Origin of the sequence: Enterococcus sp. AZ035 (genome assembly GCF_050548325.1) — a bacterium.
Taxonomy (GTDB): Bacteria; Bacillota; Bacilli; order Lactobacillales; family Enterococcaceae; genus Enterococcus; species Enterococcus faecalis.
The window spans coordinates 2,292,501-2,317,384 of the sequence record NZ_CP172958.1; the positions used below are offsets into that span (position 1 = coordinate 2,292,501).

Below are 24,884 nucleotides of genomic sequence, written 5' to 3' on the forward strand. Positions count from 1 at the left end.
TATTTGATTGAGAGTAGACCTCTCAAAACTGAACAAAGTAAAGACGAAATGTGTATTTCCGTAATATTCCTTAGAAAGGAGGTGATCCAGCCGCACCTTCCGATACGGCTACCTTGTTACGACTTCACCCCAATCATCTATCCCACCTTAGGCGGCTGGCTCCAAAAAGGTTACCTCACCGACTTCGGGTGTTACAAACTCTCGTGGTGTGACGGGCGGTGTGTACAAGGCCCGGGAACGTATTCACCGCGGCGTGCTGATCCGCGATTACTAGCGATTCCGGCTTCATGCAGGCGAGTTGCAGCCTGCAATCCGAACTGAGAGAAGCTTTAAGAGATTTGCATGACCTCGCGGTCTAGCGACTCGTTGTACTTCCCATTGTAGCACGTGTGTAGCCCAGGTCATAAGGGGCATGATGATTTGACGTCATCCCCACCTTCCTCCGGTTTGTCACCGGCAGTCTCGCTAGAGTGCCCAACTAAATGATGGCAACTAACAATAAGGGTTGCGCTCGTTGCGGGACTTAACCCAACATCTCACGACACGAGCTGACGACAACCATGCACCACCTGTCACTTTGTCCCCGAAGGGAAAGCTCTATCTCTAGAGTGGTCAAAGGATGTCAAGACCTGGTAAGGTTCTTCGCGTTGCTTCGAATTAAACCACATGCTCCACCGCTTGTGCGGGCCCCCGTCAATTCCTTTGAGTTTCAACCTTGCGGTCGTACTCCCCAGGCGGAGTGCTTAATGCGTTTGCTGCAGCACTGAAGGGCGGAAACCCTCCAACACTTAGCACTCATCGTTTACGGCGTGGACTACCAGGGTATCTAATCCTGTTTGCTCCCCACGCTTTCGAGCCTCAGCGTCAGTTACAGACCAGAGAGCCGCCTTCGCCACTGGTGTTCCTCCATATATCTACGCATTTCACCGCTACACATGGAATTCCACTCTCCTCTTCTGCACTCAAGTCTCCCAGTTTCCAATGACCCTCCCCGGTTGAGCCGGGGGCTTTCACATCAGACTTAAGAAACCGCCTGCGCTCGCTTTACGCCCAATAAATCCGGACAACGCTTGCCACCTACGTATTACCGCGGCTGCTGGCACGTAGTTAGCCGTGGCTTTCTGGTTAGATACCGTCAGGGGACGTTCAGTTACTAACGTCCTTGTTCTTCTCTAACAACAGAGTTTTACGATCCGAAAACCTTCTTCACTCACGCGGCGTTGCTCGGTCAGACTTTCGTCCATTGCCGAAGATTCCCTACTGCTGCCTCCCGTAGGAGTCTGGGCCGTGTCTCAGTCCCAGTGTGGCCGATCACCCTCTCAGGTCGGCTATGCATCGTGGCCTTGGTGAGCCGTTACCTCACCAACTAGCTAATGCACCGCGGGTCCATCCATCAGCGACACCCGAAAGCGCCTTTCACTCTTATGCCATGCGGCATAAACTGTTATGCGGTATTAGCACCTGTTTCCAAGTGTTATCCCCCTCTGATGGGTAGGTTACCCACGTGTTACTCACCCGTCCGCCACTCCTCTTTCCAATTGAGTGCAAGCACTCGGGAGGAAAGAAGCGTTCGACTTGCATGTATTAGGCACGCCGCCAGCGTTCGTCCTGAGCCAGGATCAAACTCTCATAATAAAAGTTAGAACAATCTTACGATTGTTAAGCTCAATTTGTTTGCTAGCATATTGCTTGCTTGTTAAAAATGTTTGTTGTCTTGAATTGAATCAAGACGCCCTACACATTTGGTTCGTCTATTCTTTGTTCAGTTTTCAAAGGTCTACGTTACCTCGCAGCAACTTTTATATCATAACAAACTTTCGTTTGAATGTCAAGAACTTTTTTTAAAAAAGTTTTTTAAGTTGTTTCGCTCGGTTGTTGTTGTCTGTTGTGACAACTTCTATATCTTATCATCTCGTTCGTTATTTGTCAACAACTTTTTTGTTGTTTTTTCAAACTTTTTTCGAGAGATTCGAAATCAAGAATTGTTATTTAATTATTGATTTCTGAATCGCTCAGCTGTGTGACTCGCCTTGCGACATGTAATAATATATCAAGATTTTGATGTTTGGTCAACACTTTTTTTCAAAAAAATTAAAAGAAGTTTTCAATCTGTTTTCATTCTTTTCAATTATTTCGTTTTTAAACTTTTTAAATCCTAATTGTCTATCAAAACAGTTTAATTCCTTACTAAAAATCGAACAATTTGAATCATATATTTGAAATAGTTCGATTAACTTTTTTACGTACAACATAAAAAAAGAAAGAATCTGTTCAATTATCGACAGATTCTTTCTTTTTTGTTTAAAACATTGGGACACCTTCAATATGATATTTTGACCAAATCGTTTTTAATTCTGCAGGCGCTACCCATGTATAGTCTTTATCCATTTCATTTTTAAGTGCTTGTTCATCCATCTCGAAGACAAACAGCGGAACATTTTCTTTATTGATATGCGCGTTAGTTAATTCTACTAAGCTAATTGAAGTAACGTCCAATTGAACCTCTTCTTTGAACCATTGTAGCATACTAGCTAAACCCGTCATCTCATCAGAAACTTTTGCCATCGCAAACTCAATCGCTTCACCTATTGGATGCATCAAAAATTTTTTACTACCATCGTTTAAGTTCAGTATGATTGTTCCAGCGACTTTTTTGTTAGACACGACATCCACCTCAATTAATTTTTAGATTCACTAACAAAAGAAATTGTAACACACTTTCTGAAAAAATACAGAATTATTTTTCAAGCAACTTATCCATTGCTTCATCAATCCATTCTGGAAGTTCTTTGTCTAAGGTTGCAAAGCCAATTTTTTTATTCTTATCCGTAAAATATTTTTTGCGTCGATGGTTCACTGAATGAACTTTGTCTTCAAGGGTTCGTAAAGATAAGCTAATCTTTTGAGAATATTCATCAACATCAATAACTTGAACGGTTACTTTTTGTCCAACGGTTAAGAGTCCATGGATATTTTTGGTAAAGCCAGCTTGTACTTCCGAAACATGAATCAGTCCTTGTGTTTCTTCGTCTAAAGAAACAAATGCGCCATATGGTTGAAGTCCGGTAATTGTGCCAGAAAGTACCATACCAATTTTGTACTTCATCAAATTTCCTCTTTTCATACGATAAATTTCTTTTTCCGTTTCTACTCATTTAAAATAATAGCATTTTTTCAACGTTTGTGCATTATTTCTTCCCTAGTTGTTAAAACTATTGTTTCATCTTTTAAGCAAAATCTACTATACTATAGGAAGTAAGACTTTATATAGAAGAAAAGGAGTTATCTTATGTTTAATTTTAATGAAACCATTGATCGTCGCCACACGAATTGTGTTAAATGGGACACCGTTGAAACGAGTTACCACGAAAAAGATTTACTACCTTTATGGGTTGCTGATATGGATTTCAAAGTACATCAGCCTATTCTTGATGCCTTGTCACAAGTTATTGAACAGGGCATTCTAGGATATGCGATTGCACCTAATGAACTGTATCAAGCAATTCAAGATTGGCAACGGCAACACCATCAATTGATTGTTGAAAAAGAAGAAATTTTGTTTAATAGTGGCGTGGTACCCAGTTTGGCCACAGCCGTTCAAGCGTATACAGCACCTGCTGATTCTGTCATGATTTGTGATCCAGTCTACCCCCCTTTTGCAGATGTGGTAAAACAAAATGAGCGTAGACTTGTGCGCCATTCTTTACTAGAAGTTAACGGACATTATGAAGTTGATTTGGTTAAAATGGAACAACAGATAATCGAAGAAAAAGTGAAACTGTTACTTTTTTGTAATCCCCATAATCCTGGTGGACGTGTTTGGACAAAAGAAGAATTGCTAGCAATTGGCCGTTTATGCCAAAAACACCAAGTAACTGTGGTTAGCGATGAAATTCATCAGGATTTGATTTTCAAACCGCATACCTTCACTTCCTTCACTGTCGCTGATGAAACATTTAAGGAATTCACTGTTACCTTAACAGCGGCAACCAAAACCTTTAATTTAGCGGGGATTAAAAATTCAATGCTGTTCATTCCTAATGAAAAACTACGGCAATCTTTCGTATCTTTACAAGACAAAAATCATCAAGGCGGCATCAATACTTTTGGCTACGTTGGAACGGCAGCTGCCTATCAAACAGGGGAAGAATGGCTAACGGCGTTACTTGATTATTTAAAAGAAAATATTGATTTTGCCCTTTCCTTTTTCCGTGAAGAGCTGCCTAGCGTTCGTGTAATGGAACCTGAAGGAACCTATCTTTTATGGTTAGATTTTAGTTCTTATTCGCTAACGGATCGGGAACTTCGCGATACCTTAATTCATAAGGGGAAAGTGGTTTTAAATCCAGGAATTAGTTTTGGTCCCCAAGGTTCTCAACACATGCGTTTAAACTTAGCTTGTTCAAAAGAAACTCTCGAAGAAGGCCTTTTACGTATCAAAAAAGCCTTTAATTAAAAACAGCTGTCCTAGTTTTTAGGACAGCTGTTTTTAATTCTTTCTTTTGCGTTTAGCTAAATAAACTCTGACGAACCAGATACCTGAAAATAGAAGTAAAATTTCTCCAATTATGATTGTATAAAATCCTGGTTCATGAACGATTCCTTGCTGATCTACATACGTAAAAAACGTTCCTATAAATGGGAGTATTACTGCAAACAAAGCCAAGGCCATTGGATATCTGTATTTTTCTAACAAATTCGCTTCCTCTCCTTCTATTCTTTAATTCAGTATCCTATAAAGACTTCATTAAAAGAAGCGATTTGGATGCTTTTAAAAAAAAGTTAGTCGTTTTAAGAAAAAAATAAAGAGTACCAACGAATTTGTCCCTCGTTGGTACTCTCTTTTTCAATTGGTTAAACTTATTCACCAATGATTTCAACTGTGTCCATCACGACGTCAAATGTTGGACGGTCTTGGGCATCCCGTTGGACTCCACCAATTTCATCCACTACATCCATACCATCAACAACATGACCAAAAACAGTATGACGGAAGTCTAACCAAGGTGTTCCGCCTTGTTTGTAAGCTTCAATAATTTCTTCTGGAAAACCAGCGTCTTCTAACTGACTCATCATTTGAGCTGGAACATTTTGATTAGTAACAACAAAGAATTGGCTACCATTTGTGTTAGGACCAGCATTTGCCATTGACAATGCGCCACGCAAATTGAAAACATCCCGAGAAAATTCATCCTCAAATGCTTCTCCATAAATACTTTCGCCGCCCATTCCTGTTCCGGTTGGGTCACCGCCTTGAATCATAAAATCAGGAATCACACGATGGAAAATAACGCCATCATAGTAGCCCTTTTTCGCTAATTCAACAAAATTTTCAACCGTTTTAGGCGCTTGTTCTGGGAATAATTGAACAGTGATGTCGCCTCGGTTTGTTTTAATGACCGCTTTTGGGCCTTTAGCATTTTCTAAATCTAATTGTGGAAATTGTGACATGAGAATGTCCTCCTAGATAATTATTTTATAGTTCCATCATATCGAAAAATGCTGAAAATTGCTATGATCTTTTTCCAATGATTAAAGAATGCTTTGATTCGTTAGCCAAACTTGCTTTTTTTGAAAAGCCGTGCTATTTTGTGAAGTGTTCGCAAAACGATCAATAGTTGTCTCAACCCTAAATGAATTAGGAGGAATTTTCAAATGTCTGATGAAAAAGATATTTATGATTTAACGATTATCGGCGGCGGTCCTGTTGGATTATTTGCCGCTTTTTATGCGGGAATTCGTAAAGCGAAAACGAAAATCATTGATAGCCTGCCGCAATTAGGTGGTCAGCTAACAATGCTGTATCCCGAAAAATATATTTATGATATTCCTGGATTCCCTGCTATTAAAGCCGGTGAGTTAATTGCCAATTTGGAAAAACAGATGCAGCCATTTCAGCACGATGTTTGCTTGGAAGAAGAGGTCACACACCTTGCACAGGAAGCAGATGGACTTTTGCGCTTAGACACAACTAAAGGCACACATTATTCTAAAACGGTTATCTTTGCGATTGGTAACGGCGCTTTCCAACCTCGACGTTTAGCTATCGAAAATGTTGAAGCCTTTGAAGGTGAGTCAATCCATTATTATGTGACTGACATGAAAAAATTCGCTGGCAAAAAAGTTGCGATTGCTGGTGGCGGCGATTCCGCAATTGACTGGGCTTTAATGCTAGAAAACGTTGCAGAAGAAGTATCTATTATCCATCGTCGCCCACAATTTCGCGGCCACGAACATAGCGTGGAACAACTGGAAAAATCTAGCGTTTCTATCAGAACTCCTTATATCATTAGTGATATTTTGAAGGAAAATGAAACGTTCACAGGCATCCAATTAACGGAGACAAAAGGTGACCAAACATTGGATCTCCCTCTGGATGATTTAATTATCAATTATGGCTTCACTTCTTCTTTAACACACCTCAAAGAATGGGGATTAGACGTTTCTAGAAATGCTATTAATGTTCATTCCGATATGTCAACTAACATTCCTGGTGTATACGCTGTAGGGGATATCTGTTTCTATGAGGGAAAAGTGAAATTAATCGCTACAGGATTTGGTGAGGCACCTACTGCCGTAAATAATGCTTTACATTACTTACGGCCCGATGCTCGACGTCAACCAGTTCATAGTACAAGTTTATTTGAAAACGGCGTACCTAAATAAGGTTAGCACTGGACTTTAGCAGTTTTTAAGCCAAGGACAAAAATCTAAATCGGATTTTTGTCCTTGGCTTTCTGCTTTACTGAAAAGCCTTTCTTTTTCTCTTTTAAATTTATTTTTGATACAATAAAAAGTGCTAGGAGGAAGAAAGATGAACCAACCAATTATTTATTTAAATGAAGTATTCAACGAAGAACAACTGGAACAAGTGAAAGCTGTGGCGCCCAATTATCTAGTTAAAACATCTACCGATCATTTATCCTCTGCTGAAGAAGAGGCAATCGAAATTATGTTAGGCTGGCATAAAGAAATTGGTCCGCGTTTATTAGCCTCTGATACTAGTCACCTAAAATGGATTCAGCTCATTTCTGCTGGTGCTGATTATATGGATTTTGATAAATTAAGAGAAAAAGGCATTCTGTTGTCTAATGGTAGCGGAATCCATAGTGTTTCTATCTCAGAACATGTTTTAGGCGTTTTATTAGCACATACCCGCGGACTGCAAGAAAGTATCCAACAACAAATGCAACACACATGGAATCAAACAGCCCCTTCCTATCAACAACTTTCTGGGCAAAAAATGTTAATCGTAGGCACCGGGCAAATCGGACAACAATTAGCTAAATTTGCTAAAGGTTTAAATCTTCAAGTTTATGGCGTGAATACCTCTGGACATGTGACGGAAGGCTTCATTGAATGCTATTCACAGAAGAATATGAGTAAAATTATCCATGAAATGTCCATTGTTGTGAACATTCTTCCTTTGACTGAAACAACAAAACATTTATACAATCAGGCACTTTTTGAAAAAATGGCTCCTGAAACAATTTTCGTAAATGTTGGTCGCGGCGCCTCAGTAGCAACGAACGATTTGATAACTGCCTTAAACAATAAAACCATTGCTTTTGCTGCCTTAGATGTCTTTGAAGAAGAACCTCTTCCCGAAGATAGCCCTTTATGGGAGATGCAGAATGTTTTATTAACACCTCATATTTCTGGCATGACACCGAAATTCAAATCAAAATTACTGGCGATTTTTATTCCAAACTTAAATCAATTTGTGACGGATCAGACCCTCGTCAAAAACCAAGTTTCCTTAAAAAAAGGCTATTAACTCAAAAAAGGCCTTCAACCATCTTTCAAGTAATTGCATGGTTGAAGGCTTTTTTTGCTATTTTTTACCAGATAACCTTGAAGTTATCATTTGTCGACGCTTGAATGATTGGATGTTTTTTTAAATATTCTGCAATCAGTTCCGTCATATCAATTTGGATTTCTCGAATAATTTTTTCAGGTTGGAACATTTGATAGTTTCCGCCACCGACTGCACGGTATTGATTTGTCACGATTTCCAAAACATCTTCTGCTTGCACTGCTTTGCCATGATAATTAAGTTTCGTCACTCTTTCACCAAACGGTTGTCTTAAATCAAGCGTATACTCAATGCCTTCATACATATCATAATTATAGTATTGTGGTTTTGGATCGACATATTTCGGGTTAAAAATTGGTTGGCCTTTTTCTAACACAAAATAAGTAGCGCTTTGTTCTAACGCTTCACGGAGGTCTTGTCCAGTGACACGCAATACAGCCAAAGTATTTGGATAAATATAGTTGGTAATGATATCGCGCATCGTAATTTGGTTATTAAACCCTTTGCCTTCATTGTTAAAAAGTGCAGTCCCTGAAATATCCGTTCCGCTTGAAGCCATTTGGACGTTATTAATAAATTCTATATATGGATGTTCTTTGAGGCGTACGGCATTCGGATTTTGAATCGTCATATCCCCTTCCACATTTCCCACTGGTTGATCAAGCCACTCTTCTACCTCGTCATGTAACGCTGTTGTCAAAGCTAAAACTTCTGCATCTGGTTGTTCGTTTCCAACAGGATGAATAGCTGCGTCACTTCCAATAACGCGATAGCCTTTAGCCATAGGTTCAATTTCTAAAGTAATTTCTCCAACAAAAGCTCCTCGAAAACCTGGTTGAATCACAGGTATTCCATTCAGTTTTGTAGCAATTTCTCGATGTTGGTGACCAGTGACTAAGGCATCAATCCCAGGAACTTTTTCCAATAAATCGTAGCCTTCATTTTCTCCTGTTAGTAATTCCGTGGGTTCCCCTGTTTCTAAATCTTTTTCAAAACCGCCATGGTAAGCGACAACAACTAGGTCTGCTTCTTCCCGCAGTTTTGGCACGTATTCCGCCGCTGTTTCAACGACACTTTTAAACGTTAAATCTTTGACTGTTGCCGGCTGTTCCCAATGAGGAATATATTGGGTCGTCACGCCAAGGATGGCTACTTTAACCCCTTGTTTTTCTATGATGACATACGGCTGACCGAAATAAGGTTGTCCATCTTTACCAAGAATATTGGCAGCTAAAACTGGCTGTTGATAACTGGCAATCGTTTCCTTTAAATAATCTAAACCGTAATTAAATTCATGGTTGCCTAAAATGCTAACATCATAATTCATTTGATTAATGATTTTAGTGATGGCTTCCACTGAATGTGTTTCTGCTTTTCTTACGTAGTAACTAAGCGGCGAACCTTGAATAAAATCCCCATTTTCAATTTGAAAAACTGGTCCTTTGGCAGACGCCCGTAACTTTTTCAGCATGGTTGCTGCTTTTGCGGTTCCAAAAGGCAAATCCATCTTTTTTTCACTATAACTTGTCGGCATAATATACCCATGCATATCACTTGTTGCTAAAATTTTTATTTGCATTTTGTTTCTCTCCTTCTTCCGCCCAAAAGAACAGGAAGGTTAGAACACGAGCCATAACGACTCAGATCCCAACCTCCCACGTCTGTTTATTTATTGATTATTGGTTCCATGCTTGTTCAAATTGTGATGTTGCATCTTTCAATAATTTTTTCGTGTCTTTATTTGATGAAGCAAAAATACTTTCCATAATTGTCCGCATTTCATTATAGGCTGAATCAGCATTTTCTTCTACTGGGATAGCGAATAAATCTTTTACTGCGTTTTCAAGTTGTGCAGGTACTTTGGTTGTCTTAGAATTTTTGTACTCATCACTGTGTAAAACAGATTCTAAAATTGGCATATAACCTGTTTGTTGTGCCCAGTACAATTGTGAATCAGGAGTAGCTAAGAATTTCATGAATTCAAATGCCGCTGTCCGTTGTTCTGGCGTAGCACTATCGAACATATAAATATCTGTTCCTTGTTGTAAGTTGATTTTTTCAGGACGTGGTGCAACACCGTATTCATAGCCACCAGCTTCAGCATCTTTTTGAACAAAACCAGCACCAGCAATACTACCGACAAACATTGCTACCTTTTTGTTTGCAAATGGGCCAGATAAATATTTATCTGAACCAGCTGTGCGGAAGTAACCTGCTTCGATACCATCACGGTAATAGTCCACGACTTCTTGTGAATCTTTGCTTGTTAAATCTAAGTCTTTATTAAAATCAACGCCTTTGTTTTTCATTCCAATTGCGTAATAGTTATTTAACGAGTCAAAACCAGCACCAACGACTTCTTTGTTGGATTTTTCGTAAATTGTTTTAGAAGCTTCTTTTAATTCCTCTAATGTTTTCGGTACTTCAACACCATATTCTTTCAACAAATCAGCATTATAGAATAACATTTCTGTCGATTTATTAAATGGAATGCCGTATTGTTTGCCGTCGATTTTGGCGCCGTCTAACAATACTTCACGAATTGGCTCTGCATCTTTCCAGCCGATTGTGTCATCATCCATATATGGTTTTAAGTCCACTAACATTTCATCTTGTGCAGCATTCCATAACCAGCCTGGGTACGCTTGCGTAATTGTTGGTAAATCTTTTGGTGAAGTTAAAGTCGAATTGATTTTGGCTTGTAAATCAGGGTAAGCAGATTGATTTTGTAATTCCACTTTAATTTTTGGATTTTCTTTCATGAAGTCTTTCGTTAATTTTGTTAACGCTTCTTCTTGAACCCCATTCATTGCATGCCAGAAAGTGATTGTCGTATCTTCCTTCACTTCTTTCACAATATCGTTTGATTCTTTGGCCCCATTACCGTTACCACAAGCCCCCAATGCGAAAATAGCTGCGGTTGCTAACACTGTTGTTGCTAGAGTTTTGAACTTCATTTTTTTCTCTCCCTTAAAAAAATTTATAAAACAATTTGCTCGCCACGTTCTGGCAATATTCTTTCACCATACGGGTTTTCCAGTTTTTCTGGTTTTAACGTATGGATTGGAACCAATACTTGAGGTTCAATCAATGCAATAATTTTATCCAGATCTTCTGGAATTGCATGTCCTGAACAAGCTAAACGGACAAAAGTAATGTCTTTTTTAGCCAACAAATCTAAAAACACGCGATACTGTGGATCAAAGTCTCCTAACGGTTGTGCATCACTGTGAATGTATAAACTACCTTCTTGGAGGTTGTCAAACTGGTTCACAACTTGCCACAAATAGTCTGTTTTGTCCTTTAGTAACGTGTCATACGGGATTTCTAACGCTGGATTCAATTCTGGTATTTTACCAGATTCAGCATAATAATAACGAACTTCTATTCCAAATACTTCAAGTAACAACGCAGCCATATTTGCTTCTAAAACGACTGTACGTGGTGACTTTTCAATAATCTTAGCAAAACGTTCCACGTTTGCTGGATAACCATTAAAGGTAATTTGTCGATTCGGGTTTTCTAGTTCTAAACGAACCAAGTGCTGAACAAGATCTTCTTCACTGACAACCGCTATTTGGGCTGGATCTGGTTCACGTTCTGGGAAGCTAATGCTTACGCCTTCCATCATTAATAATTCAGTATGTTTGGCTTTTTCACAAAAAGCTAAAGTCTCTTCACGATTATGGCCATGTAAGCGCAAATCACCTGTGTATGTGATGAAATGGTCAGGCGTGCGAATCAGTAATGCCGAAGCACCGTACGCATCATGATCAACAGGCACGATTTCCACTGAAATTTCGCCAACTTTAATCACATCGTTTTTATTAAGACCAATCATTTCTCGGGTAAAATTCTTTTCTTCAAACGGTGATGGAATCAAAAAATCACCTTTTCGATTTAAACTATTTAGAATCATTTTCGTTTCTTTTAGGGTGTACAACGGAACAGCTGGGTCTAAATAATTAATCATGCGTGAATGATCTAAGTGGGCATGAGATAAGAAAACAGCTGTGTGTTGATACTCTTTGTCTTCTGCACCATGATATTCATAACCTAAACGTGGATCATATAAGTCTTTTAATTCTGGCACTAAACGATTATTAATTAAGGTTTCAATGTGATCATCGGGCAAATCTAATTCTGGTCGAAATTCTGTACCAAAATCAAAGAAGATGTGGGCATCTTTATACGCCACTTCAATCACGGTTCCTCCAATTGTTAAAATGCCACTGTGAAAAGTCACAGTTGTTTTAGCCTTTGATTCCATTTTTTGCAACTCCTCTGATAATTTCTTTTCTGAAAATCAAGTAAATAATTAAAATTGGAATAACGGTTAATGTTGCAGCAGCCATTTGTAAATGTACGTCACTACCGCTCTCTGTCGCAAAGGCCGATAGTCCATTATTCAATAGACGGTATTTTTTCTCGTTCGTCACCAACAATGGCCACAAGAAAGAATTCCAACTAGAAATGAATGTTAAAATCCCTACTGTTACCAACGCTGGTTTTGACATTGGTACTAAAATACGCCAAATATATTCTAAATCACTAGCGCCATCAATCTTGGCAGCCTTGTAAAAAGTATCAGGAATACCTTTTAAATACCCGTTTAAATAGTAAATATAAAAAATACTAGTTAAAAATGGAATAATTAAGGCGCTGTAAGTATTTAACAAACCTAATTGCGCAATCGTTTGATAATTGGTAAAGATAATAGATTCATATGGAACCATTAACAACGAAATCATCAAAGCAATGACCACATTTTTAAAACGGAACTTCAAACTCGTTAACGCGAATGAAGCTAACACGGCGGTGACTACCGTAGCAATCGTTGTAACACCTGAAACAAAGACTGTGTTCAAGAAATACCGAAGAAAGGGTGCTTTTTGAAAGACCTCTGTGTAGTTTTGCCATTGTGGTTGTTTTGGAAACATGGTTGGCGGCATGCTGGTCGCTTCAGAGTAACTCATTAAACCAGCTAAAATCATATAGACAAATGGAAATAACGTAATAACGGCTAAAATGCCTAAGAAAACAAATGCGATAATCGTTAAAACTTTTTTCATTGGCTTATTGCCCCACTTTCTTTAAGAGTTTATTTTGTAAGAAAGTGACCACTAAAATAATCACAAATAAAATCACTGTGGCGGCCATCGCAATTCCGGGACGCCCTGCAATGTGGAATTTGTCATAAATATAGTACACTGCGGTTGTGGCACTATTGGCAATCCCCGCACGACCACCGAATAAAGCATAAACTTGTGTATAAACTTTAAAGGCGCCAATTAAATTGACCGTTAATAAAAAGGCAATGGTCGGGACTAATTGCGGAAACGTAATACGTCGGAAAATTTCGCCGTCTGAGGCACCAAACATTTTCGCTATTTTAAAGTGTTCTTCATCAATATTTCTCAAACCCGCCAACAAAATAATAATATTAAATGCTAAACTCGTCCAAACCCCAAAAATAATCAATGTTGGCATACTCATTTGAACATTATCTAGCCAGTTGACAGAAGGAATGCCGAAAAAACCTAAGACGTAATTGACAATTCCATAATCGCCATTAAAGAAGTAACGGAAGACAATCCCAATGGCAATCGTACTCGTTACATAAGGCATAAAGAAAATCGTTTCAAAGAAACTCTTATGTTTAACTTTTTCAAAGATAATCCAAGCAATTGCTAGGGAAATTATCAAGGCAATCGGTACCACAGCAAATGCATAGAGCGCTGTATTTTTTAACGCTTTATAGAAGATTGGATCATTCAATACACGTTGATAATTTTCTAAACCAGCGTAGCGTTGGTTAATTAAGGAACCTTTTTGGAAGCTCATCCACAAAGAACGAAACAGCGGATAAACGCTAAACAGTAAAATGATTCCTAATGATGGCAGAAGGAAGAGCCATGCTTTTGGTTGATTTTCTGGATTGTATTTTTTCATTAGTAAACCCGGTCTCCCGCTTCGTTAAAGATAAATACTTTTTTATATGAAAAATCAAAAGATAAAGTGTCTCCTTCTTCAATCGCTTCTTCTACACTTACAATTGATTTCACTTGTTCATTTCCTAATGTAAATCGTAAAATACGTTCTCGACCAATCAATTCCACTAAATCTGTCGTTGTGGTAAAGAGACCTGTTTCAGTTGGTACCACATCTTCTGGACGAGAAGCAAACGTATATTTCCCGTCAGTCATTGGCATTTTAAAGCGTGCTTGCTCAAAACGCTCAAGCGGAATTTCAAAACTTTCATGGTACATTTTGCCGTCTTTCACTTCAACAGACAATAAATTAATAATTGGGTTACCTATGAACTGAGCAACAAATAAGTTATTTGGTTCTAAGTAAAGGTTTTGAGGTTCATCATTTTGTTGAATAACCCCTTCGTTTAATAAAATAATTTTATCACTGATTGATAGCGCTTCCTCTTGGTCGTGCGTTACAAAGATTGTTGTAATGCCTACTTCTTTCACCAAGCGGCGGATTTCTTCACGAATTTTCAAACGCAAACGTGCATCCAAGTTACTTAAAGGCTCATCTAATAATAAAACATCTGGTTTTTGAACTAACGCCCGGGTAATCGCAACACGCTGTTGTTGACCACCAGAAAGTGTGCCTGGCTTTTTATGGCTTAACTCTTCAATATTCGTTAGTTTCATATATTCTTCGGCAATAGCTTGTGCCTCTGCCTTGGGAACTTTCTTACTTCCTACCGTCAAAGGAAACATTACGTTTTCTAGAACAGTCATATGTGGATATAAGGCATAGTTTTGAAAAACGAACCCGATGTTCCGATCTTTTGGTGCTGTTTTGACAACCGATTGCTGTCGAAACTGAATATCTCCATCACTTGGATGCAATAAACCTGCAATTAAGTTTAAAATTGTGGATTTCCCACACCCACTTGGTCCTAACAAACAAACCAAGTCCCCTTGCTCAATCGTAAAATTGACCGATTTTAACGCTTCAAACCCATTATCGAATACTTTTTTCAAGTCGATAACTTCTATCATGACCCAACCTCCAAAAAAACATTTAATAGCATACCTTTTGATTTTAACATTTATTTCTTGCAACCGCGAGAGCAAAGCTGTTTCATTAAGATAAAAATAGGTAAAGTTAATGTATTTTTTATGTAAAAAATGTTGTTTTTCTGAAAAGTCTATTCACACTTTTTTTAATGCACAACAAAAAAGCAGAGAATTTTTCTCTGCTTTTTTGGTTATTTTTTAGAATCTTTTTCTGATTCCTTTACAATATAAATTGGTCGTTTTTTCGTTTCTAAGAAAATTTTGCCGATATATTTGCCAATAATTCCTAAACATAATAGTTGCAAACCACCTACAAAAAGTACAATACAAACCATTGAAGGCCAGCCGCTTGTTGGATCACCATTAACTAATGTTCGAAAGATAATCACTAACATTGCTAGTGCAGAACCAATACACGAAAAGGCGCCAACGTATGAAGCGATATTCAATGGTGTTTCTGAAAAATTGACAATCCCGTCAATTGAATAACTTAATAGACTCCAGAAAGACCAAGAGGTTTCTCCAGCAATTCGTTCTCGATTTTTAAATTCAATATATTCTGTTTTAAAGCCGACCCAGCTAAAGATCCCTTTTGAAAAACGATTATACTCAGATAACTCTAAAATCGCATCGACCATTTGCCGGGTCATGACACGAAAGTCACGGGCACCATCCACCATTTCCGTCTCAGCAATTCGATTAATGAGTTTATAGAACATCCGTGCAAAAAAGCTACGAATGGGCGGTTCGCCGTCTCTTGTTACGCGTCGTGTGCCAACACAATCTAAATCTGTACTGGTTTCAATCATCTCAATCATTTGAGGTAATAACTCAGGCGGGTCTTGTAAATCAACGTCCATGACTGTCACTAAGTCACCTGTTGCTTCTTTTAAACCAGCGTATAAGCCTGCTTCTTTCCCAAAATTTCGTGAAAAAGAAAGATAACGGACCTTCTCTGGATGTTCGCGATAAAGCTGTCTTAAAACAGCTAACGTATTATCTTTTGAGCCATCATTCACAAATATATATTCTACTGAATGAGACAGTTGCTGGCTAATTTTTTCTACTTCTTCAAAAAACAGCGGAATCGCTGCTTCCTCATTATAACAAGGGACAACAATTGATAACATTTTATTTCCTCCACACTTCAGTTAATTATCATTATACCATATAATAGCCTTATTAAATAACGATATCCGACTAAAAATAACTTAAATAGAAAGAACCTGAGAAAAAATCCAAAACGATTTTTTCTCAGGCTGACTAGCGGTTAAACGAAAGCAACAGAAATAGTCCTACGCACTACTTCAGCCTCTTTTGTTTAGCACTAAAATTATTTTGTTAAATCTTCTTGGTTTGCTTCAAATTGATAACGCGGTTCATCATTCTTTTCATCATAATCAACAATCAAATCATACCCTTTAAAGAACCAATCATCTGTTTCTTCAATAAAATAGGTAATCCCATCTAGGTTCTCTTTAATCATTGGCTCATCTGGCGCTTCTACAGACATCGCAATGGAAAAACCATCATGAACAGGTGTTTTTCCGTAAATTTTTCCGAAAAAACGAATGCCTGTCTCAGGCTGAACCCCGGTTTCTTCTTTAAACCATTGTTGGGCTTTCGGTGTCACTTCTAATTTCATTCTTTGTTCCTCCTTCACATCTCTGTCGCCATTTATTGTAGCACAGCGCAGTGCTTTTAGAGAATAAAGTGCTTAGCCATTCATTTTTTCATCTAATAAATCAACGTCTGCGGTATCACCGATAACTAATAAATTGTCGTTTTCTCGAACAATTTCAGAAGCATCTGGCGAAGCAATTACTTCTGTTTTCGAGCGGCGGATCGCTACCACAGTTAAACCAAATCGTTGACGGAAATTTAATTCTGCTAAGGTTTTATTGTAAAATTTAGGATTGGTGACCCGAACCTCAGCTAATGAAAATTCGCTAGATAATTCAATATAATCTAAAATATTGCGTGAAACAAGTTTGTGAGCAATTCGAATACCCATATCCCGCTCTGGGTGAACGACCATGTCTGCCCCAATTTTATCTAAGACACGGGCATGATATTCATTGACTGCTTTGGCCAAGACATTGGGAACCCCCATCTCTTTAACCATTAGTGTCACTAAAATACTCGCTTGAATATCTTCACCAATTGCCACCACTACGTGATCAAAATTCCGAATTCCTAAAGAACGCAACGTCATTTCATCTTGGGCGTTAGCCACCACTGCATGCGTTGCAATATTCATATATTCATTGACACGGTCTTCACTGCTGTCAATGGCCAAAACTTCTTGACCAGCTTCCACCAAAGTTTGGCATATGCTGCCGCCAAAACGTCCTAAACCAATAATTGCAAAATTTTGTTTCATTTCTTCTGACCGCTCCTGTCTGTTCGTTAAAATTAGTATAACAAATCCATAAATAAATTCCTAGAAGGATTTCCTAGAATTTATTTATGGATTTATCTGATATTTATTTGGCTAAACCATGTTGAAAAGCATAAATCGCCGCTTGGGTCCGATCATCCACATCTAGTTTTGCTAAAATGTTTGAAACATGTGTTTTAACTGTTTTCAAAGTGATAAAGAGTTCATCAGCTATTTCCTGATTACTTTTACCTTGTGCAATCAACATTAAAATTTCGTGTTCCCGGTTTGTCAAATCTTCGTGCAACACCGGCTCTTGTTTTTTTGTTAACCGTTCCATCATCTTATGTGTCACTTCAGGTTCCAACACACGCTCTCCGCGATAAGTCGCCCGAATTGCATCAGCAATCTCATGTGCTGTTGATGTTTTTAATAGGTAGCCCGCTGCACCAGCTTCAATCGCCGGATACACTTTTTCATCATCAATAAAACTCGTCACAATAATAATCTTGGCTTCTGGCCAATCTTTCAAGATCGCTTTTGTTGAATCAATGCCGTCCATTTCTTCCATTACCAAATCCATCAAAATAACATCTGGACGTAGTTCCAATGCTTTTTCATAGCCAATCTTACCATTTTCTGCTTCGCCTACGACTTCTATATCCTCTTGAATAGATAAATATGATGAAACGCCTAAACGGACCATTTCATGGTCATCCACTAACATTACTTTGATCACTTGCAGTTTCCTCCTTTATGACAGGAACTTTAATTTCAACGCTGGTTCCCTGCCCTTTAAAACTAATAATTTTAACTGTACCGCCCATGCCGACAACACGTTCTCGAATATTATTTAAGCCATAACTACCGGCTTTATTACTTTGTTCCTTCATATCAAAGCCGACACCATCATCAACAATACGCAATAACACGTTTTTATCGACTTGGTGTAAGTATACCTCTAATTCCTTTGCTTTGGCATGTCTTAAGGTATTTGAAAGTAACTCCTGCACAATTCGGAAAAGATGATCCTCAATGCTGCTATTTAAATGAACATCTTCAACATCCCAAATCAATTCAATTTTAATTTTTGTTTGTAGTTCTTTCAGTAATTGTTCAATACCTTTACGCAAACTTTTTCCTTCTAGACTGATAGGACGCAAGTGCAATAGTAGCGCGCGCATTTCCGATTGAGAGGCATTAATGATTTCTGCCACCATGGCTAGTTGTTTACGATATGGTTCCGGGGTTTCTGTTCGTTGTGCTTGTTCATTTAAGGCAGACAACATCATCATGGCTGCAAAAAGTTGTTGACTGACTGAATCATGCAACTCCCGCGCCAAACGATGCCGCTCGTTCTCTAAAATCTCTTCTTTTGTTTGCCCATCCATTAATTGCGGTCGACTGTTTAATAATTGCAATTCTTTAGACATCTCTAATAATTTATTTTTAATCGACCAAATATCTTGTTCGACTTCGGTTAGATAATGGTCTTGATTTTCACTGGTCGTTGGTTTGTTTAAGACTGGACTTTCATAATTACCGTTGGCCAATAACCGAAGTTTTTCTTCAATCCGTCCATATTGCCCTTTTTGAACCAATGAAATCAGTAAAAAGGTCAATAAGCCTATTAGTAAGGATATGAGAACAATGTGCACAATTAGTGGTAGATAAAAGACTTTTCTCTGAAGAAGCTCTAATAGCCACCGGTTTTGTTTAATCGAATGAAAATATGAAAACAATGTAATTAAGATAACAATAAAGGTGCTAAGGGACGCATATAATGAAATCATGCGTCTTGAAATCCGATCGGTCATACACGGATCACCTCAACATCTCCTACTAAAGTGTTCGTCATAATTTTCAAACGACGAAGATTGGTATCATAATCATTGCTGTAAATTTTTAATGATTCGTTTTTCAATTGATATTTTTCTTCTTCAAAACGTACCGTTCCGTAAAAAGTTGAATGTTCTAACAAAATAGCTACACCTAACGGCACTAGAATTCGCGTGCGGCCAAAACCTTTACGAATAATAATAATATTGTCTTCTTTCGGTAGTAGCGTATTACCTAAATCAATAATGGTGTCCCCAGAGATTAAATCAATATTGATGTCGTCCCATTCATAGATATTGTTACCAATGCGTTCGTTGGCAAACCAGCGGCGTTTAAATCGTTTGCCATTTTTAGGTTCTTTTGCCGCCGTCTCCACCATAATCATTTGTTTTTTACGCCAAGGTGCTCGCTCAGCTATATCCACGCCTGAGATCTCAAAGCCTTTTAAGCCGATAAAGAGTACGCCAAAAATCAACATAAACCAAACAGCCGTGCTGTTCATTGCACCAATGACAATAAAAACAACGCCGAGGACGAATTGAAAGTTGTTAAAATGTGTTTTAGATGCTTTCCTGGAAACATAGGCCACAAGTAAAACGCCAATTGTTAATAAAACAGCTAATCCAGGATTATGTACAATTTGCCATAACGCCAGAATAAAAAGTAATGCTTCTGCGACGATAAAAAAGCGCCAAGGGTTATTCATAGATTTGCCTCCTCCCTCTGTCATTTATTTTACTCGTTTATTTTATTTAATCATAGTGGTTTGCGCCTCAGGTTACCATAGGACTTTAGCCCTAAATGTCATAGATTGCGAAAGGACAGGCCTTGGAAGCTGCCTGCCCTACTCAATTATTTAGTTTGCTTCAACTTTTGTAATTTTAACTGTCATGTCGCCACCAGGGGTTGCAATAATCACTTGATCGCCTAATTGTTTACCAATTAAGGCTTGCGCAATCGGTGAATCGTTAGAAATTTTACCAGAAAATGGATCGGCTTCGGCACTTCCTACGATTGTGTATTCCTCTTCTTCTCCATCAGGCAATTCTTGGAAAGTAACTGTTTTACCGATGGAAACTTCGTCTTGGTCCACGCCATCATTGTCGATAATTTCTGCAAAACGAATCATATTTTCTAACGTTGTAATACGTCCTTCAACGAAAGCTTGTTCATCTTTAGCTGATTCATACTCTGAGTTCTCTGAAAGATCCCCAAAGCTACGAGCGATTTTAATACGCTCTACGATTTCTTTACGTTTAATTGTTTTTAATTCTTCTAGCTCTTGTTCTAATTTTTCTTTTCCTTCAAGAGTCATTGGATATACTTTTTCTACCATGTTAATTCTCCTTTTTCGCTTAACGATACGTAGTTCTTGGTTGGTTATTGAAAAAAATTCCGCTTTCAATCCACAAAAGAGTACCACGCTTTTTCTAAATTGTAAATATAATTATTGAATTTTTGTGATTTTGCTAAATTTTATTTATATAAATTTCTAGTTGCTACTCTTTCCCTCTGCTAAACAGATTACTTTTTGAGTATCTAAAAGCTTGGTGAATCATACAAAATTGATTCACCAAGCTCTTTTATGTTTTCATTTTATTCACTACTTGAATTATTGACATACTGATCTACTAATACTTGATGTTCTTCATATGTTTTTGAGAAGTAGACTTTTCCTGTAGAAATATCTGCTACAAAGTATAAATAGTCACTTGGTGTCGGATTCAAGACTGCTTTAATTGACTCCTCACTTGGGCTATCTAATGGTCCTGGTCCATAACCAGTATTTTTATACAAGTTATAAGACGAGTCCACTTCCAAGTCAGCATACGTTACAGTTTCTTTGTGTTCTCCTAGAGCATACAAAATAGAAATATCTGATTGGATTGGCATATCGGCAGCCAAGCGGTTAAAGAATACTTGCGCAATTTGTTTGCGGTCTGCTTCTTTGACTCCTTCTTTTTCAACCAATGAAGCTAACGTTAAGACTTGCTGATTGGTTAAATTCTTTGCATGAATTGTCGGCGTATATTGTTCCATTACTGTGTTCATTTTAGCAATCATTTGTTCGACAAATTCAGGAAGTGTTGCTTTTTTGTAGTAATCATAAGTTGCCGGGAACAAATAGCCTTCTAAGCGATAACGAACACCTTCTGCAGTTGCAGCACTTTCAAGTAAATCAGGATACTTAGCTTTCATTTGATTGAAGAAGTCTTCGTTTTTCATTAATGCAATGAAATCTGCTTTCTTGAAATCTGTATTTTTTTCAATAGCTTCGCCAATTTTATCTATATCGTAGCCTTCAGGAATCGTTACTTTGCCATCTGCAATTTTAGTTGGTTCTGGCGTGCCTCCTTCTTTTAGCATTTCACCAATTTCATCGAGTGTCATGCTTGGAGACATTTGATAATAGCCCGCTTGAAAATCTGTTAAGTTTTTAAATTTTACGTAGTAGTTAAAAACCATTCCGCTTTTAATGACGTTGCTTTCTTCTAAAACCGCAGCAATTTGCTTATTAGAAGATCCTTCTGGGATATGCACTTGAACAAGCTTCTTATTGTTCTTGTCTAGTGGTTGTAGCCCAGCGTCTACATATTTATAAAAAGTAAACCCAAAGATTGCCATCATTAAAACCAATACAGAAACTACAATTAACACGATACGACCGACTAAACGATCTTCTTTTTTACGTGTTTGTTTTTTTGTATTTGTTGGCTTTTCGTCTGTTTCAATCGGGGTTGGCTCTTCGACTGTCTGTGTTGTCTTGTCTTTCCCACGTCTTCGAGCAGCTCTAGAACCTGCACGTGTTTGTGTTGTGCGGCTCGCTGTTTCTTGTGATTCATCAGATGAAGGTTGGGGAGACCTATCATTTTTTTCAGAGGAATCAGGTTGATCGCCATCATTTCTACCTTTTAAAGACCCAGTTACTTGATCTCTAAGCGAAGATTTGGGATCTTGGTTATTTTGGTTATCATTAGCCAAAACTAACCCTCCTTACTATTCTATCGTTTATGACTGAAACTATTATACATGAAACCTCTTTAAAATTAAATGTTTTTAATAAAAAGACCGTCATTCCCCGATAAAAAATTCATCATTGACAACGTTTAAAGCCTATGATGGCGCTTTTCTATTGAAACGATAATAAATCTTAAAATCCTCCTAAATTTATCGAAAATCCATTTTCTATTAAGAATTTTGTAGCAAAATAGCACCTAAGTCTTTAGGCGATTGTACTAGGAATGTCGCTCCCGCCTCTTGTAATTCTGTTTCTTCACCAAATCCATACAAGACACCTATACTATCTAAGCCATTTTGTTGAGCACCAAGAATGTCATGGTTGCGATCACCAACCATGATAATCGCTTCTTTGGTTGGGTCTAATTGAGCTTCCGTTAATGCATACTGAATCACATCTGCTTTTTTAGAACGATAACCGTCCATACTCGCTCCATAGATGCCTGTAAAATAACGATCTAAATCAAAATGAGTAATAATCTTTTTAGCAAATTCTTCTGGCTTGGAAGTCGCAATGTATAACTTTGCTCCCGCTTCCTTTAACCTTGTTAACACTTCTGGAATCCCTGGATACACATGGTTTTCAAACATACCTTTTCTCTGATAATACACTCGATAATGACCCACGGCTTGTTGCGCTGCTTCAGCTGAAGGCGCCATGTGCAAAAACGACTCATATAGAGGCGGCCCTATGAAAGAACGTAACGTCTCCTCGCTAGGAGCTGGCCAGCCTAATTGTTCTGTTGCGTATAAAATAGAACGCATAATGCCGCTACCAGAATCCGTAATTGTGCCATCTAAATCAAATAAAATCGTTTGATACATCTTCACTTCACTACTTTCTAGCATTTTTTGTCTAATTGATTCTTCAAAATAAGATACGCAAAAGAAGCACCTTTTCAGCGCTTCTCTGCCTTTTTATTTATTTTGCTGTAAACGTATCTGGTTTTTTATCTGATTGCTGCATTTCATAGGCAATGGCTTCAACGATTCGGCGGCTAGCTTGACCATCCCCATACGGATTTTGTGCATGCGCCATCGCGTGGTAAGCATCAGAATTAGTCAATAATGTTTTCGCCTCTTGATAGACTACTTGTTCGTCTGTACCAACCAATTTCAATGTTCCTGCCGCTACGCCTTCTGGACGTTCCGTTGTATCTCGTAAAACTAAAACTGGCACACCTAAGGAAGGAGCTTCTTCTTGCACACCACCAGAATCAGTTAAAATTAACGCACTTTTCGCTGCAAAATTTTGAAAATCTTTGACATCCAATGGTTCAATTAAATGCACACGAGCTAATTCACCTAAATGTTCCGCTACTATTTCACGGACTTTGGGATTTTTGTGCATAGGGAAAATGACTTCAATTTCTGGATGTTCCATTACAAGTCGACGAACAGCTTTAAACACATTTGCCATTGGCAGGCCTAAATTTTCACGACGATGCATTGTAATTAGCACGATGCGTTGGTCTGTAGGGATTTTTTCCAATAAATCATTTTGATAGTGGGCATCAACGGTGTACGCCATCGCGTCAATCGCTGTATTGCCAGTCACATAAATATGTTCTTCTGGATGATTTTCTTTGATTAAATTGTCCTTACTTTGAGTGGTTGGGGCAAAATAAATATCCGTTAACACATCTACCAGTTGACGATTCATTTCTTCCGGAAACGGAGAATATTTTTGCCAGGTCCGTAATCCTGCTTCCACATGTCCCACCGGAATCTGTTGATAAAAAGCAGCCAATGCAGCCGCAAATGACGTGGTTGTATCGCCATGAACCAAGACAATATCCGGCTGTTCTGTCACAAGAACCTCAGTTAATAAATTCAAAACACGACTTGTAATATCTGTTAAGGTTTGCCCATCTTTCATGATATTTAAATCATGATTCGGTGTAATTTGAAAATCTTCTAACACTTGATCCAACATTTGGCGATGTTGCGCTGTTACGACTACTACAGAGTCAAATCCTTGACTTTGCTCTTCTAAAACTTTGATTAAGGGCGCCATTTTGATCGCTTCTGGCCGTGTTCCAAAAACCGTCATTACTTTAATTTTCTTCATCATTTTCCTCCTAATTCTATGTTAGTTTCGGGTATTTTTGTTGGCGAAATTCTTCTGCTCGTTGAACGTAATGTAAGGCGTTCGTATGATTACTGGCTATTTCTGCTGCCGTTAACGGACGGATAACCTTCGCGGGTCGACCAAATGCTAAAACATTTGGCGGGATAATTTTGCCTTCCGTCACTAAAGAACCCGCACCAATCAGGCTGTTTTCTCCAATAATAGCATTATTTAGAATCGTTGAACCCATGCCAATCAAAGCACCATCACCGATTTTACAACCGTGTAACATGCATTGATGGCCCACCGTTACATACTTGCCTACAATTGTCGGGGCATCTTCATCAACATGAATAATCGTGCCATCTTGAATATTACTACCTTCACCAATGGTAATTGTGTTACTGTCACCTCTTAAGACCGACTGAAACCAAATATTACTATCCTTTGCTAGTTGTACGTTTCCATAGACATCTGCACTAGCAGCAATAAAATACTCTTTTTTCAAACCCTGTCACCTCTTTTCATTAAGTATAGACAAGAATTCCTCACTTTCATAGTAAAAAAGACAAGAAAAGAGCGTGGGACAAAAATCACTTTGGATTTTTGCTCCACGCTCAAAAACTGATAAACGGCGGGAACAAAAGCAACTCCTTAGGAAATAAGCCGGAATTCTCCAAAAATTACAGAACAATTTTCGGAAATTCCTTCTTATTTCTC

The 24,884-nt window shown here is 38.2% G+C and carries 25 protein-coding genes and 1 rRNA gene; 3 read left to right on the forward strand and 23 right to left on the reverse strand.

The genetic code is table 11. From position 1 onward, the window contains the following. Positions 1 to 74: 74 nt before the first annotated feature. From IGL32_RS10965 to IGL32_RS10980, 4 genes are all read right to left on the reverse strand, one after another. Positions 75 to 1,635, reverse strand: a 16S ribosomal RNA gene (locus IGL32_RS10965). A gap of 434 nt (positions 1,636 to 2,069) precedes the next feature. Continuing rightward, the gene (locus IGL32_RS10970) at positions 2,070 to 2,318 is read right to left on the reverse strand and encodes a hypothetical protein (protein WP_002392518.1); all 249 of its coding nucleotides are present in this window, start codon (positions 2,316 to 2,318) and stop codon (positions 2,070 to 2,072) included. Continuing rightward, the gene (locus tag IGL32_RS10975) at positions 2,302 to 2,673 is read right to left on the reverse strand and encodes a hypothetical protein (protein WP_002385270.1); all 372 of its coding nucleotides are present in this window, start codon (positions 2,671 to 2,673) and stop codon (positions 2,302 to 2,304) included. Before IGL32_RS10975 ends, IGL32_RS10970 begins: the two co-directional genes overlap by 17 nt. Positions 2,674 to 2,737: 64 nt before the next feature. Beyond that, a complete protein-coding gene (locus tag IGL32_RS10980; protein WP_002365178.1) occupies positions 2,738 to 3,106 on the reverse strand; it encodes a CvfD/Ygs/GSP13 family RNA-binding post-transcriptional regulator in 369 nt (122 codons plus the stop codon). Positions 3,107 to 3,289: 183 nt separating this feature from the next. Here IGL32_RS10980 and IGL32_RS10985 point away from each other — a divergent pair, with 183 nt between their 5' ends. After that, on the forward strand, positions 3,290 to 4,456 hold the full coding sequence (locus IGL32_RS10985) for a MalY/PatB family protein (RefSeq protein WP_002381174.1): 1,167 nt from the start codon (positions 3,290 to 3,292) through the stop codon (positions 4,454 to 4,456). 33 nt (positions 4,457 to 4,489) lie between these two features. On the opposite strand, the gene IGL32_RS10990 is transcribed toward IGL32_RS10985, so the two are convergent. Continuing rightward, positions 4,490 to 4,696: a DUF3955 domain-containing protein gene (locus IGL32_RS10990; protein ID WP_002355151.1), complete on the reverse strand. Its 207-nt coding sequence runs from the start codon at positions 4,694 to 4,696 to the stop codon at positions 4,490 to 4,492. Positions 4,697 to 4,860: 164 nt separating this feature from the next. Beyond that, positions 4,861 to 5,451 carry a peptidylprolyl isomerase gene (locus IGL32_RS10995; RefSeq protein ID WP_002361120.1) on the reverse strand — a complete coding sequence of 197 codons (591 nt, stop codon included), beginning with the start codon at positions 5,449 to 5,451 and terminating at the stop codon, positions 4,861 to 4,863. A gap of 204 nt (positions 5,452 to 5,655) precedes the next feature. On the opposite strand from IGL32_RS10995, the gene IGL32_RS11000 reads away from it, so the two are divergent. After that, positions 5,656 to 6,666: an NAD(P)/FAD-dependent oxidoreductase gene (locus tag IGL32_RS11000; RefSeq protein WP_010827753.1), complete on the forward strand. Its 1,011-nt coding sequence runs from the start codon at positions 5,656 to 5,658 to the stop codon at positions 6,664 to 6,666. 148 nt (positions 6,667 to 6,814) lie between these two features. Beyond that, positions 6,815 to 7,777 (forward strand): phosphoglycerate dehydrogenase, encoded by a 963-nt coding sequence (locus IGL32_RS11005; protein WP_002355148.1) that lies wholly within the window; start codon positions 6,815 to 6,817, stop codon positions 7,775 to 7,777. A gap of 64 nt (positions 7,778 to 7,841) precedes the next feature. Here IGL32_RS11005 and IGL32_RS11010 read toward each other — a convergent pair whose 3' ends face one another. From IGL32_RS11010 to IGL32_RS11090, 17 genes are all read right to left on the reverse strand, one after another. Next, a complete protein-coding gene (locus IGL32_RS11010) occupies positions 7,842 to 9,395 on the reverse strand; it encodes a bifunctional metallophosphatase/5'-nucleotidase (RefSeq protein ID WP_002419148.1) in 1,554 nt (517 codons plus the stop codon). A gap of 97 nt (positions 9,396 to 9,492) precedes the next feature. After that, positions 9,493 to 10,773 carry an extracellular solute-binding protein gene (locus tag IGL32_RS11015; RefSeq protein WP_002359172.1) on the reverse strand — a complete coding sequence of 427 codons (1,281 nt, stop codon included), beginning with the start codon at positions 10,771 to 10,773 and terminating at the stop codon, positions 9,493 to 9,495. A 23-nt stretch (positions 10,774 to 10,796) separates the two neighbouring features. After that, complete coding sequence (locus tag IGL32_RS11020; protein ID WP_002359171.1) at positions 10,797 to 12,086, reverse strand: MBL fold metallo-hydrolase; 1,290 nt, start codon at positions 12,084 to 12,086, stop codon at positions 10,797 to 10,799. Further along, positions 12,070 to 12,888: a carbohydrate ABC transporter permease gene (locus IGL32_RS11025; RefSeq protein WP_002355144.1), complete on the reverse strand. Its 819-nt coding sequence runs from the start codon at positions 12,886 to 12,888 to the stop codon at positions 12,070 to 12,072. Before IGL32_RS11025 ends, IGL32_RS11020 begins: the two co-directional genes overlap by 17 nt. Positions 12,889 to 12,892: 4 nt before the next feature. Beyond that, on the reverse strand, positions 12,893 to 13,768 hold the full coding sequence (locus IGL32_RS11030; protein WP_002355143.1) for a carbohydrate ABC transporter permease: 876 nt from the start codon (positions 13,766 to 13,768) through the stop codon (positions 12,893 to 12,895). Further along, on the reverse strand, positions 13,768 to 14,901 hold the full coding sequence (locus IGL32_RS11035; RefSeq protein WP_002385276.1) for an ABC transporter ATP-binding protein: 1,134 nt from the start codon (positions 14,899 to 14,901) through the stop codon (positions 13,768 to 13,770). Before IGL32_RS11035 ends, IGL32_RS11030 begins: the two co-directional genes overlap by 1 nt. A gap of 146 nt (positions 14,902 to 15,047) precedes the next feature. Beyond that, a complete protein-coding gene (locus IGL32_RS11040) occupies positions 15,048 to 15,986 on the reverse strand; it encodes a glycosyltransferase family 2 protein (protein ID WP_033917987.1) in 939 nt (312 codons plus the stop codon). Positions 15,987 to 16,189: 203 nt separating this feature from the next. Further along, entirely contained in the window at positions 16,190 to 16,519 is a 330-nt protein-coding gene (locus tag IGL32_RS11045) for a HesB/YadR/YfhF family protein (protein WP_002355140.1), read from the reverse strand. Positions 16,520 to 16,573: 54 nt separating this feature from the next. Beyond that, positions 16,574 to 17,239 carry a potassium channel family protein gene (locus tag IGL32_RS11050; protein WP_002355139.1) on the reverse strand — a complete coding sequence of 222 codons (666 nt, stop codon included), beginning with the start codon at positions 17,237 to 17,239 and terminating at the stop codon, positions 16,574 to 16,576. A gap of 103 nt (positions 17,240 to 17,342) precedes the next feature. Beyond that, the gene (locus IGL32_RS11055) at positions 17,343 to 17,975 is read right to left on the reverse strand and encodes a response regulator (RefSeq protein ID WP_002355137.1); all 633 of its coding nucleotides are present in this window, start codon (positions 17,973 to 17,975) and stop codon (positions 17,343 to 17,345) included. Next, complete coding sequence (locus IGL32_RS11060) at positions 17,950 to 19,053, reverse strand: sensor histidine kinase (protein WP_002365182.1); 1,104 nt, start codon at positions 19,051 to 19,053, stop codon at positions 17,950 to 17,952. Before IGL32_RS11060 ends, IGL32_RS11055 begins: the two co-directional genes overlap by 26 nt. Then, on the reverse strand, positions 19,050 to 19,781 hold the full coding sequence (gene liaF, locus IGL32_RS11065; RefSeq protein ID WP_002381168.1) for a cell wall-active antibiotics response protein LiaF: 732 nt from the start codon (positions 19,779 to 19,781) through the stop codon (positions 19,050 to 19,052). Before liaF ends, IGL32_RS11060 begins: the two co-directional genes overlap by 4 nt. Positions 19,782 to 19,931: 150 nt before the next feature. Beyond that, on the reverse strand, positions 19,932 to 20,411 hold the full coding sequence (gene greA / locus IGL32_RS11070) for a transcription elongation factor GreA (protein ID WP_002355133.1): 480 nt from the start codon (positions 20,409 to 20,411) through the stop codon (positions 19,932 to 19,934). A gap of 260 nt (positions 20,412 to 20,671) precedes the next feature. Next, the gene (gene mltG, locus IGL32_RS11075; protein ID WP_002375722.1) at positions 20,672 to 22,057 is read right to left on the reverse strand and encodes an endolytic transglycosylase MltG; all 1,386 of its coding nucleotides are present in this window, start codon (positions 22,055 to 22,057) and stop codon (positions 20,672 to 20,674) included. Positions 22,058 to 22,264: 207 nt separating this feature from the next. Next, entirely contained in the window at positions 22,265 to 22,942 is a 678-nt protein-coding gene (locus tag IGL32_RS11080) for an HAD family hydrolase (protein WP_025186686.1), read from the reverse strand. A 73-nt stretch (positions 22,943 to 23,015) separates the two neighbouring features. Beyond that, positions 23,016 to 24,167: a non-hydrolyzing UDP-N-acetylglucosamine 2-epimerase gene (wecB, locus tag IGL32_RS11085; protein WP_025188780.1), complete on the reverse strand. Its 1,152-nt coding sequence runs from the start codon at positions 24,165 to 24,167 to the stop codon at positions 23,016 to 23,018. 13 nt (positions 24,168 to 24,180) lie between these two features. Then, entirely contained in the window at positions 24,181 to 24,672 is a 492-nt protein-coding gene (locus tag IGL32_RS11090) for a gamma carbonic anhydrase family protein (protein ID WP_002367316.1), read from the reverse strand. Between the last annotated feature and the right edge of the window lie 212 nt (positions 24,673 to 24,884).

Bases quoted from the DNA above. Each gene is read 5' to 3' on its own strand.
- IGL32_RS10980 (WP_002365178.1), bottom strand. From the start codon at position 3,106: ATGAAGTACAAAATTGGTATGGTACTTTCTGGCACAATTACCGGACTT.
- IGL32_RS10985 (WP_002381174.1), top strand. From the start codon at position 3,290: ATGTTTAATTTTAATGAAACCATTGATCGTCGCCACACGAATTGTGTT.
- IGL32_RS10995 (WP_002361120.1), bottom strand. From the start codon at position 5,451: ATGTCACAATTTCCACAATTAGATTTAGAAAATGCTAAAGGCCCAAAA.
- IGL32_RS11000 (WP_010827753.1), top strand. From the start codon at position 5,656: ATGTCTGATGAAAAAGATATTTATGATTTAACGATTATCGGCGGCGGT.
- IGL32_RS11005 (WP_002355148.1), top strand. From the start codon at position 6,815: ATGAACCAACCAATTATTTATTTAAATGAAGTATTCAACGAAGAACAA.
- IGL32_RS11010 (WP_002419148.1), bottom strand. From the start codon at position 9,395: ATGCAAATAAAAATTTTAGCAACAAGTGATATGCATGGGTATATTATG.
- IGL32_RS11015 (WP_002359172.1), bottom strand. From the start codon at position 10,773: ATGAAGTTCAAAACTCTAGCAACAACAGTGTTAGCAACCGCAGCTATT.
- IGL32_RS11020 (WP_002359171.1), bottom strand. From the start codon at position 12,086: ATGGAATCAAAGGCTAAAACAACTGTGACTTTTCACAGTGGCATTTTA.
- IGL32_RS11025 (WP_002355144.1), bottom strand. From the start codon at position 12,888: ATGAAAAAAGTTTTAACGATTATCGCATTTGTTTTCTTAGGCATTTTA.
- IGL32_RS11030 (WP_002355143.1), bottom strand. From the start codon at position 13,768: ATGAAAAAATACAATCCAGAAAATCAACCAAAAGCATGGCTCTTCCTT.
- IGL32_RS11040 (WP_033917987.1), bottom strand. From the start codon at position 15,986: ATGTTATCAATTGTTGTCCCTTGTTATAATGAGGAAGCAGCGATTCCG.
- IGL32_RS11050 (WP_002355139.1), bottom strand. From the start codon at position 17,239: ATGAAACAAAATTTTGCAATTATTGGTTTAGGACGTTTTGGCGGCAGC.
- IGL32_RS11060 (WP_002365182.1), bottom strand. From the start codon at position 19,053: ATGACCGATCGGATTTCAAGACGCATGATTTCATTATATGCGTCCCTT.
- liaF (WP_002381168.1), bottom strand. From the start codon at position 19,781: ATGAATAACCCTTGGCGCTTTTTTATCGTCGCAGAAGCATTACTTTTT.
- greA (WP_002355133.1), bottom strand. From the start codon at position 20,411: ATGGTAGAAAAAGTATATCCAATGACTCTTGAAGGAAAAGAAAAATTA.
- IGL32_RS11080 (WP_025186686.1), bottom strand. From the start codon at position 22,942: ATGCTAGAAAGTAGTGAAGTGAAGATGTATCAAACGATTTTATTTGAT.
- wecB (WP_025188780.1), bottom strand. From the start codon at position 24,167: ATGATGAAGAAAATTAAAGTAATGACGGTTTTTGGAACACGGCCAGAA.